At 48.4% G+C, this 13,717-nt stretch carries 14 protein-coding genes and 1 tRNA gene; 13 read left to right on the top strand and 2 right to left on the bottom strand.

Annotated elements, in window-relative coordinates; translation table 11 throughout:
- Positions 1–3: 3 nt before the first annotated feature.
- From AC9UCN_RS06120 to AC9UCN_RS06090, 7 genes are read left to right on the top strand one after another with little or no spacing between them, the layout of a single operon-like run.
- Positions 4–168 (top strand): DUF4244 domain-containing protein, encoded by a 165-nt coding sequence (locus AC9UCN_RS06120; protein WP_509524944.1) that lies wholly within the window; start codon positions 4–6, stop codon positions 166–168.
- Positions 158–502, top strand: a complete 345-nt coding sequence (locus tag AC9UCN_RS06115; RefSeq protein ID WP_509524941.1) for a hypothetical protein — start codon at positions 158–160, stop codon at positions 500–502. Before AC9UCN_RS06120 ends, AC9UCN_RS06115 begins: the two co-directional genes overlap by 11 nt.
- Entirely contained in the window at positions 478–828 is a 351-nt protein-coding gene (locus tag AC9UCN_RS06110; RefSeq protein ID WP_509524939.1) for an Rv3654c family TadE-like protein, read from the top strand. Before AC9UCN_RS06115 ends, AC9UCN_RS06110 begins: the two co-directional genes overlap by 25 nt.
- A 15-nt stretch (positions 829–843) precedes the next feature.
- Positions 844–3,543, top strand: a complete 2,700-nt coding sequence (topA, locus tag AC9UCN_RS06105) for a type I DNA topoisomerase (protein ID WP_509524937.1) — start codon at positions 844–846, stop codon at positions 3,541–3,543.
- A 1-nt stretch (position 3,544) separates the two neighbouring features.
- On the top strand, positions 3,545–4,186 hold the full coding sequence (tmk, locus tag AC9UCN_RS06100; RefSeq protein ID WP_509524935.1) for a dTMP kinase: 642 nt from the start codon (positions 3,545–3,547) through the stop codon (positions 4,184–4,186).
- Positions 4,183–5,343 (top strand): DNA polymerase III subunit delta', encoded by a 1,161-nt coding sequence (locus tag AC9UCN_RS06095; RefSeq protein ID WP_509524933.1) that lies wholly within the window; start codon positions 4,183–4,185, stop codon positions 5,341–5,343. The genes tmk and AC9UCN_RS06095 overlap by 4 nt, the downstream gene beginning before the upstream one ends.
- On the top strand, positions 5,340–6,860 hold the full coding sequence (locus AC9UCN_RS06090; RefSeq protein WP_509524931.1) for an alpha/beta hydrolase: 1,521 nt from the start codon (positions 5,340–5,342) through the stop codon (positions 6,858–6,860). The genes AC9UCN_RS06095 and AC9UCN_RS06090 overlap by 4 nt, the downstream gene beginning before the upstream one ends.
- A gap of 63 nt (positions 6,861–6,923) precedes the next feature.
- Here AC9UCN_RS06090 and AC9UCN_RS06085 read toward each other — a convergent pair whose 3' ends face one another.
- Positions 6,924–7,295: a hypothetical protein gene (locus AC9UCN_RS06085; RefSeq protein ID WP_509524928.1), complete on the bottom strand. Its 372-nt coding sequence runs from the start codon at positions 7,293–7,295 to the stop codon at positions 6,924–6,926.
- Between the two features lie 100 nt (positions 7,296–7,395).
- Between AC9UCN_RS06085 and AC9UCN_RS06080 the strand changes: the two genes are divergently transcribed.
- The 5 genes from AC9UCN_RS06080 to AC9UCN_RS06060 all read left to right on the top strand — a co-directional run bounded on the left by AC9UCN_RS06080 (position 7,396) and on the right by AC9UCN_RS06060 (position 12,173).
- A tRNA-Thr gene (locus AC9UCN_RS06080) sits at positions 7,396–7,471 on the top strand.
- A gap of 70 nt (positions 7,472–7,541) precedes the next feature.
- On the top strand, positions 7,542–8,474 hold the full coding sequence (locus tag AC9UCN_RS06075) for an oxygenase MpaB family protein (protein ID WP_509524925.1): 933 nt from the start codon (positions 7,542–7,544) through the stop codon (positions 8,472–8,474).
- Between the two features lie 94 nt (positions 8,475–8,568).
- Positions 8,569–9,945, top strand: a complete 1,377-nt coding sequence (locus AC9UCN_RS06070) for a TrkH family potassium uptake protein (RefSeq protein WP_509524922.1) — start codon at positions 8,569–8,571, stop codon at positions 9,943–9,945.
- Between the two features lie 98 nt (positions 9,946–10,043).
- Positions 10,044–10,736: a potassium channel family protein gene (locus AC9UCN_RS06065; protein WP_509524920.1), complete on the top strand. Its 693-nt coding sequence runs from the start codon at positions 10,044–10,046 to the stop codon at positions 10,734–10,736.
- 33 nt (positions 10,737–10,769) lie between these two features.
- Positions 10,770–12,173 carry an aspartate ammonia-lyase gene (locus AC9UCN_RS06060; RefSeq protein WP_509524917.1) on the top strand — a complete coding sequence of 468 codons (1,404 nt, stop codon included), beginning with the start codon at positions 10,770–10,772 and terminating at the stop codon, positions 12,171–12,173.
- On the opposite strand, the gene AC9UCN_RS06055 is transcribed toward AC9UCN_RS06060, so the two are convergent.
- Complete coding sequence (locus tag AC9UCN_RS06055; protein ID WP_509524915.1) at positions 12,160–12,693, bottom strand: copper resistance CopC family protein; 534 nt, start codon at positions 12,691–12,693, stop codon at positions 12,160–12,162. The genes AC9UCN_RS06060 and AC9UCN_RS06055 overlap by 14 nt on opposite strands.
- A gap of 40 nt (positions 12,694–12,733) precedes the next feature.
- On the opposite strand from AC9UCN_RS06055, the gene AC9UCN_RS06050 reads away from it, so the two are divergent.
- The gene (locus tag AC9UCN_RS06050; RefSeq protein WP_509524912.1) at positions 12,734–13,717 is read left to right on the top strand and encodes a Gfo/Idh/MocA family protein; all 984 of its coding nucleotides are present in this window, start codon (positions 12,734–12,736) and stop codon (positions 13,715–13,717) included.

The following is a 13,717-nucleotide window of genomic DNA, read 5'->3' as shown; positions in this document are numbered from 1 at the left end:
GAAATGAACTGGAAATCAGAAGAGGGTGCCGCAACGGCCGAATATGCCATTGCCACCATGGCAGCAGTGGGCTTCGCGGGGCTGCTGGTAGTAATCATGAGAAGCGATGAGGTCAAAACTATTCTTTTTGACCTAATCCGATCGGCTCTGACATTCGGTGCGATTTAGATCAAACCGAGGAAGCGTTACTGCAGAACTCGTTCTAACGCTTCCGGTAGTAATACTGATAATGACCATTGCGATAGGTGCTATGAGTTTGCAATCTGCAAAGCTTCAACTGATTAATGTTGCTGCAATGGTTGCAAGTGCGGTGGCAAGAGGAGAACCGGCTGAGCTAATTGATCAACTAGTTTCTTCAGCTGGCGAACAAGTTGCGTTTGAATTAGAGGAACTTGAAGACTCGATTTGTGTGAAATTAAGTGTTGAGACGCCGATTGCTGGCATTGAAATTGGATTTTTTGAATTAGCAGAGAAGCAGTGCGCAAGAGCATCGGGACAGTGAAGAATGACGCTGGAGCGGGGACAATCCTTGCAATTTCGATTCTGATTGTGTTTTTTGCATTGTTTGCTGCTTCATCGCTAGTTAGCACGCAATTACTGGGATTTACTAGGCTGCAGGCCACAACAAATTCGATTGCGCTGGCTGCAGCTGACGCACTTAGAGGTGTATCCACAGGTAATCCGTGTATTGTGGCTAAAGATATTGCTAGCAATAGCCAGATAGTTCTGGAACGATGTCGTATTGTCGGTTTCGAGGTCTTTATCGAAACCAACATGGAAACGTTGGGGATTGTGCAAAGAGCACGAGCCAGGGCGGGACCAGGTTAATGATTTAGGAGATTGATGCCAAAAGGTAACAAGCTAGTAATCGTTGAGTCGCCTGCCAAGGCGAAGACGATTGCCAAGTACCTAGGCGATGACTACACAGTCATGGCCTCGATTGGCCATATCCGGGACCTAATTGACCCAAAGAACTTACCCCCAGAAGAGAAGAAGAAAAAGGGCTCACTAGCCAAGTTCTCAATTGACATCGAAAACGACTTTGAGCCCTATTACGCAATCTCTGCCGGAAAGAGCAAAACCGTAACCGAGCTCAAGAAAGCACTGGCTGAGGCGGATGAGCTATTTCTAGCTACCGATGAGGACCGCGAGGGAGAGGCCATTGCCTGGCACCTGCTGCAGGTGCTAAAGCCCAAGGTTCCAGTTAGCCGCATGGTATTTCACGAAATTACCAAGCAGGCCATCCAAGACGCACTTTTGAACACCAGAGAAGTTGATCAAAACCTGGTCCAGGCTCAAGAGACCCGAAGGGTGGTTGACCGTCTTTACGGTTACGAAGTTTCTCCGGTTTTGTGGCGCAAGATAAACCGTGGTCTAAGCGCTGGTCGAGTGCAATCTCCTGCCATGAGATTGGTAGTTGAGCGTGAGCGCGAACGCATGGCCTTTGTTTCTGGTAGCTATCACGATGTTAAGGCACTATTCACTACCGACAAAAACAAAGAGCAGGACTTTGAAGCCAAGCTCACAATGATTGATGGCAAGAAGATTGCATCGGGAGATTCTTTCAACGACAAGGGTGAGATGAAAGACGGAGTCTTGCTTTTGGATCAAGCAGCCTCCGAAGCACTAGCTGAAGCGATGAGATCAAAAGATGTAAAGGTAAAAGTTGAATCGGTCGAGTCCAAGCCTTCAACTAGAAAGCCTGCTGCACCTTTTACTACTTCCACCTTGCAGCAGGAAGCTTCGAGAAAACTTCGCATGTCTGCCAAGCAGACCATGGACACCGCGCAGAGTTTGTATCAAGAAGGTCACATTACCTATATGCGTACTGACTCACCTGTTCTTTCCACTCAGGCGATTCAAGCCGCCAGAGCATTAGCAATAGAAATGTTTGGTAAAGATTCAGTTCCAGATTCGCCAAGGATTTATACCGGCAAAAGTAAGAACGCTCAAGAAGCGCACGAGGCAATTAGACCAGCTGGTGAAACCTTCTTGCACCCAAGCGATTTGCCAATGACTATGTCCACCAGGTCAAAAGATCTTTACGAGTTGATTTGGAAAAGAACTATGGCGTCGCAGATGTCAGATGCCAAGGTTTCCACCACCACCGCCAAGATTTCAGTTTCTCCTGTAGCAGATGGCAAGTCAGCTGAATTCAGCGCTTCTGGAACTGTAGTGATCTTTAAGGGATTCATGGCTGCCTATGAAGAGGGTAGGGATGCATCCCGGGAAGATGAGCCAGACGAAGAGCAAGAATCGAAGCTGCCATCTTTGGAAGTTGGCCAAGCCCTATCGGTTGTAGAAGTAACTGCCAAGGATCACCAGACCTTGCCACCAGCTAGGTACACCGAGGCAAGCCTTGTTAAGGCCTTGGAAGAAGACGGCATCGGAAGACCTTCTACCTACGCAGCTATTTTGTCCACCATCATCAACAAAGGTTATGTAGTCAAGCGCGGTCAGGCCCTGGTTCCAGAGTGGATTGCTTTCACTGTTACTAGGTTCTTGGAAGAGAACTTCGTCAAACTAGTTGATTACGCTTTTACCGCTCAGATGGAAGAGAACCTTGACCAGATCGCAGCTGGAGAAATCAACCGTAGCGAGTGGCTAAAGAAGTTCTACTTTGGAACCGATTCTGAAGATGGCTTACACGACACCGTGCAGAACGTTGGCGACAGCGATCCAAAGGCTGTGAACTCCATTTACCTCGCGGATAACATCACGCTTCGAACTGGAAAGTATGGCCCATACATTGAGATCATGGTTGAGCCAGGTAGCGAAGGTGCCGATGAAAACGGTCGCAGAATTGTAAACATCCCTGAAGGCTTAGCCCCGGATGAACTAACGGTGGCTAAAGCTCAAGAGCTAATCGATGCACCAATAATTACCGATCGAGTTATGGGTCAAGACCCACTCACCGGTTATGACATCTTGTTCAAAGACGGTCGGTATGGACCTTATGTTTTGCTTGAAGATCCAAATGCCGAGAAGCCAAAGACTGCGTCGTTGTTTAAATCCATGTCTCCTGAGACCTTCTCTTTCGAAGAAGCGGTTTCACTTCTTTCGCTACCTAGAACTATCGGTATTGATCCAGAAACTGAGAACCCGATCACTGCCCAGAATGGAAAGTTCGGACCATATCTCAAGAAGGGAACTGACTCCAGATCTCTTACCAGCGAAGATCAGATTTTTAGCTTGACTCTCGATCAAGCCCTCGAGATCTACAAGCAGCCCAAATATGGAGGTCGCAGAACTGCCGCGACCCCTTTGAAAGAATTCGGTGAAGATCCAGCAAGCGGCCTAAACGTGGTTGCCAAGACCGGACAGTTCGGTGACTACGTGACAGATGGCGCCATAAATGCCACCATTCCAAAGGACGAAAAGCTCGATGAGCTCACCAGCGACCAGGCTTTTGAATTACTAGCCATCAGGCGTGAGAAACTAGGACTAGAGCCTGGTCAAGCAGCTCCCAAAGCTGGCCGAGCCAGCAAAAAGGCCGTTGCTCCGAAAAAGACCGTAAAGGCCGGAACTAGAAAGAAGAAATAGCGTGCCCGATACCACTGGAGTGTTTATATCCTTCGAGGGTATCGATGGCGTTGGCAAGTCCACTCAAGCCGACTTGATGCAAAGCTACCTTGCTGCCAAAGGATTAGAAGTCACTAGAACCCTTGAACCAGGTGGATCCGATCTGGGAGTTGAGATAAGACATCTTTTATTGCACCGCAAGGGCGAGGTGTCAGTTCGCTCGGAAGCACTTCTATATGCAGCTGATAGAGCTCACCATGTTGCAAGTGTCATTAGACCGGCTCTTGCTAAAGGGCAGATTGTTATTTCAGATAGGTTCCTAGATTCTTCCGTTGCGTACCAGGGTGCCGGACGCGAATTGGACCTAACTGAAGTTCGCAACCTATCGCTTTGGGCAGTTGATAACTTACTTCCAGACCTAACCGTTTTGCTCGATCTCGATGCCGCAGCTGCTTCAGCTAGAAGAGGAACAACGGGTGCCGAACCAGATCGCCTAGAGCGAGAGAAGATTACATTTTTTGAAGCAGCTAGAAATACTTACTTGGCCCTTGCAAAAAACGAACCTAGAAGATTTCACGTAGTTGATGCTAACCAGGATCCAGAATCAATTTGGAAGCAGATTCAGCCACGCTTGGATGCTTTGCTAGAAAGCAAAGGGCTTTGAGTAAAATCTTGGAGTTTGAACCAGTCTGGTCCGAACTCCTAGGTCAACCAGAAGCAGTTTCTCAACTTCGCCAAGCGGTAGCAAACAAGGATGCAGGATTACAGCACGCTTGGTTAATTACAGGTCCTCCAGGTTCTGGAAGATCAAATGCCGCCGCAGCGTTTGCTGCAGCGCTGCTTTGTGAGGCGGGCGGGTGTGGCGATTGCAAGAGCTGTCGCATGGTTGGCTTGGGATCACATCCCGACGTCACGGTGCTGGCCACCGAGAAGGTCATAATCTCAATCGAAGAAATTAGAAGCTTGGTTGCAGCTTCATACTTTGGTGGATCAATAAGTAAGTACCAGATAATGATTATCGAAGACGCAGACCGCATGGCGGAGCGTTCCTCCAATGTATTGCTCAAGACTCTAGAGGAGCCACCGGCTGGAACCATTTGGATTTTATGTGCGCCATCAGAAGCTGACATGCTTCCAACCATTCGCTCGAGAGTTAGGCGAGTGGCGCTAAAGCAGCCTTCAAGCCAAACCGTGGCAGATTTACTCGTGGCCAGAGATGGCATTAGTCCATCGCTTGCTTTACAGGTGGCCGCCGAGGCCCAAGGTCACATCGGAATGGCCCTTCGTCTAGCAACCAGCACTGACGCAAGAGCTCGAAGAAAAGAAACGCTGGTTGCCGCGATGCATATTGATTCCATCCCAAAGGCCATGTTCACGGCTGAGCGCTGGTTGGAATTGGCAAGAAAAGACGCCGATGCACTAACGGCTGAAAAAGATACTGAGGAAAGAACCGCTTTGCTTGCAACTCTGGGTATCCCTGAAGGCGGCACCGTTCCTCCGGCCCTTAGGGCAGATATAAAGGCTCTTGAGGAAGGTCAAAAAAGACGAGCAACCAGAAGCCTGAGAGATGGCATAGATCGCATTCTGGTTGATCTGATGTCGCTATATAGAGATGTGCTGATTGTTGAACTGGGTGCGGAAGCGGAGCTTGTGAATGCAGACCTAAGGAGCCAAATTGTAGAGCTGGCAGCAACTTCAACCGCGTCGGAGGTGATTACTAAGCTCGAAGCGCTGGCTCAGGCGAGAGTCCGAATTAGCTCTAACGTTCGAGATCTAATGGTTTTGGAATCGCTAGCAGTTGCACTTAGGAGAAATAAGTGATCTTTAGAAAACTTGCCAAGCTGGTATCTGCTGTCTCCATTTCCGCATTGGTGCTCGCGGGCTGCGCTCCTTCGGCACCGGAACCGATAGTTCCGGACGCTAGTGGGGCACCTGCAGGATTCAGTGAATATTACGAACAGGTAGCCGATTTTGAAGAGTGCGGCGAGAGACTCTACTGTGCAGACATCCAAGTCCCGATGGATTGGAGTGATCAAAGTAGCGAGGCAATTTCAATTGCCACAGTTTTTAGACTGGCGGATTCAGAGCCACAGGGCTTTATCCTTTTCAACCCAGGTGGCCCCGGTGCATCCGGTTACGACTGGGTCAAGGACTCTGCTGACTATTTGGGAACCGACAACCTTCGATCCAACTGGAACATTCTTGGTTTCGATCCGCGTGGAGTGGGAAGAAGTTCTGCGGTTGAATGTCTAAACGATGCCGAGTACGACGAATTTCTATACGGAGTGTCTGGTTTTGAAATCGGAACTGATGAGGATCTAGCTGTTGCCAGGGCAGCAACAGCAGATTTTGCAGACAAGTGCCTGGAAAACACCGGAGCATTGCTGGAGTTCGTAGACACGGTCTCCGCGGCTAGGGACATGGATGTTCTAAGAGCTGTCGTCGGTGAGTCACATCTGAACTTCCTTGGCTATTCATACGGATCATTTCTAGGAACCACTTACGCCACTTTGTTCCCTGATCGGGTAGGCCGGTTTGTTCTGGACGGCGCGATTGACCCAACTGTTGATGGTGACGAGCAGACGCTATTTCAACTTGAGGCTTTTGAATCCGCCCTTAGTGCCTTCTTAGAAAACTGTGACAGCTTTGACGATTGTCCATTCAGTGGCAATGTTCCGGCTGACCTTGAAACCGTGCGTCAACTTTTGGCTTCAATAGAGAAAAAGCCATTAGCGACATCGTCTGGACGAGAGCTAACAATTTGGGCGGCCGTAACAGGCTTGATTATGACTTTGTATTCAGATCGATACTGGCCATCTTTGGCCACCGCTTTTAATGAAGCGCTAACAGGTTCTGGCGATGAGTTTCTACGCTTGGCTGATTTTTATAACGACAGAGGTGAAGACGGTCGCTATCAAACAAACTTGATTGCAGCAAACTATGCAATCAGCTGCCGCGATGAAGGTGCCAGCCAAAGCATGTTTGCAATTGAAGCCCAAAACGCCAAGTTGCTTGAGGCAGCTCCGGTCTTGGGTCGGTACTGGCAGTTTGGTGGTTTGCGCTGTGGAAGTTGGCCATTCCCAGAAGCTGACAAGCCTTCCGATTACAGCGCAGCTGGCGCACCAACAATTTTGGTGATTGGAACTACCGGCGATCCAGCGACCCCGTACTCGCAGGCTCAATCTCTTGCCAATGACATTCTCGAAGATGGCTTTTTGATGACCTACAACGGCGAGGGTCACACCATTTACGGTAACGACAATAAGTGCATTGATGGAGTGGTGGACAAGTTCTTCCGAACAGGCGAGCTACCAGCCAGTGACCCAAACTGCAGCTAGCAGAAACTGAATCGGACAAGAAAAAACCCCGACCGTGGCCGGGGCTTCATCTACTCTTTTAATCTAAAACAGAAGAGCAATACACAACAATACATAAATAACGACAAAAATGCTTGGTGTTAGGAAACGAATGACATTTAGCCAACTATCGAATCTAACCAATTGAATTGAAACCTTAGACTTCGACTTTAGTCTTTTCAAATCACCCAACACTGCCCGCGCTTCTGTTGAAGCCGAGTACTGGGCGAGGAACCCAAAGATACCTGAAGCTAACAAGATTCCAAGCGTTGCCCATCTCACCTCAGCCGCAGATTCAGCCAGGCCGTCATTGAGCAATGCGATTGTGACGATCAGCAAAAACGTTGGAGCCAGTTGCGAAAAGATGATTTGATTTCTGAGTCGATTCCAAAGCTTTACTAGATCTAGTTCTTTCATACCCTTACTCCTTTGAGTTTTCTTCTAGCTACAGGTTAGGACAGGAATCTGTTCTAATAAAGTAGTCAATGGCTCAGATAGTGCCGAGCCGGATTCGTAGGCCACCTTAGCTCAGTTGGTAGAGCAGCTCCCTCGTAAAGAGCAGGTCAGCGGTTCAATTCCGCTAGGTGGCTCCACAGCTAGAAAATGACAAAAATTGAATCGTAGACTTGTTGTACTGGCTTATAACAATCAACTAGGTGATCTTTGAAATCCAAGAAGAATAACGCGCTCCAAGAGTTTCTTTCCAAGCGATTTCGTAAGCTGCTTTCTGGAGACCCAAATGGAGTTCCGCCCTGGTTGGGTGTTGTTGCAGCCGGTGAAGAAGAGGGCTACTTTCTACCCTCTGATGCGCCATGGGTTGTTCATGCAGATTTTGGAACCCTGGTGGGTGGAATTAGGGCTCTGCTCATGCAGGCGCTACATCCAGGATCTTTGACGGGAGTGAAGAATCACTCGAGATACGAATCGGACCCGCTAGGAAGATTGGCTGGAACTATTCGCTGGCTCACGGTTACAACCTTTGGCTCAAAAACAGCAGTCCAAAACGAAGCCAATCGCGTAAACAGACTTCACACTCGCGTTGTTGGTGAGTACACCAAGGGAACCGGTGAAACTGTTCCTTACCAGGCAGCAGATAAAGACTTATTGCTTTGGGTGCACATTGCCTTCATGGAGTCCTTCTTAGTATCACACCAGATGTATTCCTGGAAACAGATACCAAAAGGGTCTGCAGCTAGCGGAGCAGATAACTACGTTGCACAGTGGAGTGTCTCTGTGGCACCACTTGGGCTTACTACATGTCCGATGAGCGAGCAAGAACTCGAAAATGAAATTGATAAGTTCTATAACTCTGGTCTGCTTGTTTCTACCCCAGACACAAAGAAAGTTATTGAGTTCATTAAGAACCCACCTCTTCCTGGAGTTGCCAAACTGGTTTATGGATTACTGTTTGAAGCGGCCGTTTTGTCACTGAGACCAGAGTTTAGAAAACTACTGGGACTGAAAGCTAAACCAGCTTGGTTTGTTCGCCCGGTTACCCGCTGGTCACTTCGCTTTATGCGTTTAGCCATTGGCCCGGAGTCACCAATTGAAGATGGTGCAAAAACTAGACTCCGAGCAATAGGGGTCCTGAAATGACTGGATCTGTCTAGATTTCTTATGCATAAGCGTGGTTTCAGTAGAAAGCTAGCCCTAGACGAATTCTTGGCCAGGAGTATAGTTAGAGCCTGAAATGCCAAAATTACCCAAGCTGTCGGCAACGCAGCTAATTGCAGCGGCTTTTACAGCCCTAATCCTTCTTGGCACATCTTTACTCATGATGCCGATCTCTTCGAAGAGCGGCTCAGTCACAAATTTCTTTGATGCACTATTTACTTCAACATCCGCAGTGACCGTGACAGGTCTAACAACCCTAGATACCGCTAGCTACTGGTCCACAACCGGTCACGTCATAATCGCTTTTCTCATCCAAATCGGTGGATTTGGAATCATCGGTTTTGCCACCCTAGTTGGCTTCCTAATCGAAGGACGTATTTCCCTAAAAAACAGGATCTCGGCAACGTCCGAATCCTCAGCCACCAAACAGCCTGATGTAAAGACGCTTTTGCTCAACATCGCCAAATTGATGCTATTTTTCCAGTTGGCACTATTTGCGTTTCTAACGGTTCGGATGTTTACCGAATACGGATACTCGCTAGAAAAGGCACTATCGCACGGAGCTTTCCAGGCGATCTCGGCATTTAACCAGGCTGGGTTTGCGCTCTATACAGACAGCCTCATGGGCTTTGCCAATGATGGCTGGATCATCTTCCCGGTATTTGTCATCGCCACTCTTGCCGGATTTGGTTTTCCGGTATTGGCCGAGATTCGCGATCGCCTGAAGCTCAAGCTTTACCTACTATTCGGCAAAGTAGCTGACTACACAATGCCGGCACAGTGGTCGCTCAACTCAAGAATTATCTTGTGGGCAAGCTTGTTCCTGCTGGTGGTGGGAGCTATTGGAATCTCAATTTCGGAGTGGACTAACCCGGCAACTCTTGGCGCCATGGATCCGGCTCAGAAGATTGTTGCCAGCATGTTTACTTCTTCAATGACTCGCTCAACTGGATTAAACATAATTGACACGACCCAGATGTATACCAGCACCTGGCTTGGCATGGACATCTTGATGTTCATCGGTGGCGCGAGTGCATCAACTGCCGGTGGTATCAAGATTGGAACTGCAGTTGTCTTGTTCTACATTGTCTATACGGAGATTCGTGGTGACGCAGCCGTAAACGTCGGTAACCGCAGACTTCCTCGCTCAATGCAGCGTCAGGCCCTAACGATTGTGACTTTGTACACGCTTGTGGTCCTTGGCTCACTTTTCGTTCTTCGCTTTACAACAGATTTCACTCTTGATGAGCTAGTTTTTGAGATTATTTCCGCAGCTGGAACAGTGGGCTTTTCAACCGGCATCACAGCCGACCTTCCTGAGCATGGCAAGTTCTTGCTCTCGGTTCTGATGCTCTTTGGTCGACTTGGCCCGATAGTGGTGGCCACCTCTATGGCTCTTAGAAAGACCAAACGTCACTACGAACTTCCTAAGGAAAGGCCTCTAATTGGCTGATGCACTTGTTCTATCAAAACAACTCATTATTGTTATAAGAGCACGGTTACTGAATCCAAGACAAATGGTTCGGTTACCGGCAACGAATGGAGAAGAAAATGCCTAACCGGCTAAAGGCTCGTGGATCCAAAAAACAAGGCGCTTCAACTATCGCCGTGATTGGTCTGGGTCGATTTGGAACATCGCTAGCCCTGGAACTTGTCAAAGGTGGCAGGGAAGTTCTTGGCATCGATAGCGATGAGAAGCTAGTTCAAAACATTGCTGACAAGCTCACTCATGTTATCCAGGCCGATTCGACCGACGAAGCGGCGCTTCGTGAATTAGGAATCCCCGACTTTGATTCTGCTGTGGTTGCCATTGGTAGCGATCTAGAAGCCAGCATTTTGACCGCCTCCCTTGTCTTGCAGCTAGGCGTGCCGCAGGTATGGGCTAAGGCCACAAGTGTCTCTCACGGAAGAATTCTTCAACAGCTCGGGGTCCATCATGTAATTTTCCCTGAAATGGATATGGGTAAGCGAGTAGCTCACATGGTCAGCGGCGAGACCCTAGATTACATTCAGCTGGATGAAGATTTCGTTATGGCAAAAACCGAGGCGCCGGCCAGCTTCGAAGGCAAGACTCTTTCAGAAATGCAGTTTCGTTCCCTGCACGGTGTAACCATTGTTGCTACGCGCAAGGAACGGGAGAGTTACATGCCCTCATTCCCAGAAACAGTTTTAAACGCTGGGGACGTAATGATCGTTGCCGGAAGAACCAAGAATGTAGAAGAGTTCTGCCAAATGGGTTGGTAGCAAGCCCCTTCGTTTTAGTGGCAGACTTTACTCATGTCATCAACCAGACTCGAACACGACCTTCTCGGCGATTACCAAGTTCCTAAAGACGCCTATTGGGGCATCCACACCGCTAGAGCGGTTGATAACTTTCCAATCTCCGGAGTGCCTATTGGTCACTACAGATCTCTGATTCGCGCGCTTGCAATTGTCAAACAAGCGGCCGCAGAGGCAAACTTTGGACTTGGTGAGCTAGAACCAAAAATTAAGGACGCGATTGTGGCGGCCTCGATTAGGGTAGCTGCTGGCGAGTTTGACACTGAGTTTGTAGTTGATGCAATCCAGGGTGGTGCGGGAACTTCCACCAACATGAATGCCAATGAGGTTATTGCCAATGTCGCAATCGAATTCCTTGGTGGGCAAAAAGGTGACTACACGATAGTTCACCCCCTCAACGATGTGAACCAGTCTCAATCAACCAATGACGTTTATCCAACCTCCCTAAAACTGGCTTTGATTTTTGAGATCAATGAGCTGTTGAAGGCAATGGCCCACCTAGAGAAGGCCTTCCAGTCCAAAGCCGTTGAGTTCAAAGACGTGATCAAAATGGGTCGCACCCAAATGCAAGACGCCGTACCAATGACCCTGGGTCAAGAGTTTGCAGCCTTTTCCAGAATGACCATGGAAGACATCCAAAGACTGCGCGAAGTTTTGCCGTTACTGCGTGAAATAAACCTTGGCGGGACTGCAATTGGAACTGGAATCAATGCACCTGTGGGCTACCCAGAAAAAGCATGCCAAGCCCTCTCGAAGCTAAGCGGTTTTGATTTTGTGCTTGCCGAAGACATGGTCGAGGCCACCCAGGATGCCGGTGTATTCGTAACTGTTTCTGGAGTGCTGAAGAGAATTGCCGTGAAGCTCTCTAAGACCTCTAATGATCTTCGACTGCTAAGTAGCGGACCGCGTGCTGGTCTGGATGAAATCAACTTGCCACCAAGACAGGCCGGATCATCAATCATGCCGGGTAAGGTCAACCCAGTTATTCCAGAGGTAATCAATCAAATTGCATTTGCCGTGGTTGGTAATGACATGACTGTGACCATGGCAGTTGAAGCAGGGCAGTTGCAGCTGAACGCATTTGAACCAATCATGTGCCGCGCTTTGATGATGAGCATCACTCAGCTAAGACAGGGTTGCTACGTATTGGCAGATGCCTGCGTTTCGGGAATTACCGCCAACGTTGAAAAGCTTCGACTGAGCGTGGAAAACTCCATTGGTTTGGTTACAGCTATCAGCCCAGTTTTGGGTTATGAGAACGCAACAATCGTTGCTCAAAAAGCTCTAGCTGATGAAACTAGCGTTCGGGAAGTTGTCTTGGAGCTAAAGCTCATGACCGCAGCTGAGTTTGACGAGCTGCTTGGAAACATTGACGCCCTAGTCAGGCCTAGGACTTCTTAGACTTTCTTCGCATCATCAAGCCAATAGGTGCAAAGACCGCACCTAGAGCAACTAGCGCAAGGCCAACATAGAAACCAACAGGAATGTCTTGGGATTCTGAGGTTGTTGCCAACTCAGGCTCCGCGGTAAGAGGAACAGCAGTTTCTTCCGAGGCCACTCCCTCTAGAACGAAGTTGGAATCTCCGCTGATGGTGTGACCATCAGAGCCAACAACACTCCAACGCAAATCATAAGAACCGGGTTCGCTCAGCTCAACCTGGGCCACCAATATTTTGTCATCGATGGCAAAAGGGTGGACTATCCAGTCAGAAGATCCCTGCAATTTGGTTGCAACTTCTGCGTTTGTCTCAGATTCAATAACCAAGAGAGGGTTGTTGAAGGTAAGCACAGCCTCGAAGCTGGAAGTCGAGATAATCGCCCCAGGAGCTGGATTTATGTCTACAAGTAGATCGTGTGCGTGAGCCGGTGTTGGAATCAGCAGAAGAGCCAATAAAGCAGTGATGGTTATTTTTGATTTCATACTCTAAGTCTAAGCTATTGTCTGAGACCTGGAGGCTACAGTGAAGCACGAACTTAATTGGGCGATTATGGGCCCAGGAGAAATCAGCGTTGAATTTCTAGATGACTTGCGTCTTGCGGGTATGCATTTAGAAGCAGTTGGTTCTAGGTCGTTAGATCGCGCACAGTCCTACGCGAAGAAGCACTCAATTAATCGCGCTTACGGCAGTTATGAGGATTTGGTAGCTGATCAGGATATTGACATTGTCTATATATCAACTACAAACAATGCCCACTTTGCTAATGCAAAGTTGGCACTTAATTCTGGCAAGAATGTATTGCTAGAGAAGCCATTTACTATCGACGCGGCTCAGGCAAGAGAATTGGCAGCCATTTCAAGACTCAATGGAGTTTTTCTCATGGAGGCGATGTGGACGAGATTTCTTCCCAACCACAAAACTCTCTTTGAAAAGCTTGAGCAGGGCCTAATCGGGAAACCTTTGTACCTTTTGGCTGATCACAATCAATATCTTCCAAAGGATTCATTCCCTAGGCTGTATGACCCCCTACTAGGAGGAGGCTCATTGCTAGACCTCGGGATTTACCCAGTCTCCTTGGCCCACAGGCTCTTTGGCAATCCGAGCCGGATCCAGGCCTCTGCGTCATTGTTGCCTGGAAATGTGGACGAATCCATGGGTGCAATCTTTGAATATTCAGGGGGTAGGCAGGCTTTGCTGCATTCCAGCATTATTTCCGCTGGTCCGGTAAGAGCTTTTATTCTTGGCGAATCCGGAAGAGTTGAAATGGAAAAATCCTTTTACGAGCACAGCACATTCACAGTTTTCGACCGGGACGACAATATCTTGTTCAAATACGAGGGTAATATTGAAGGAAGAGGAATGCAGTATCAGGCACTCGAAGTCGAGCGTTGTATATCTGAAGGCCTCATTGAATCACCGACCATGAGCCTGGGTGAAACAATTCAGATTATGGAAGTCATGGATCAAATAAGAAATCAAACGGGTATCGAGTTTTCAGGAGCTTAG

The organism is Rhodoluna sp., from assembly GCF_036721215.1.
Lineage (GTDB): Bacteria > Actinomycetota > Actinomycetes > Actinomycetales > Microbacteriaceae > Rhodoluna.
This window is presented reverse-complemented; position numbering and strand designations above follow the sequence as displayed.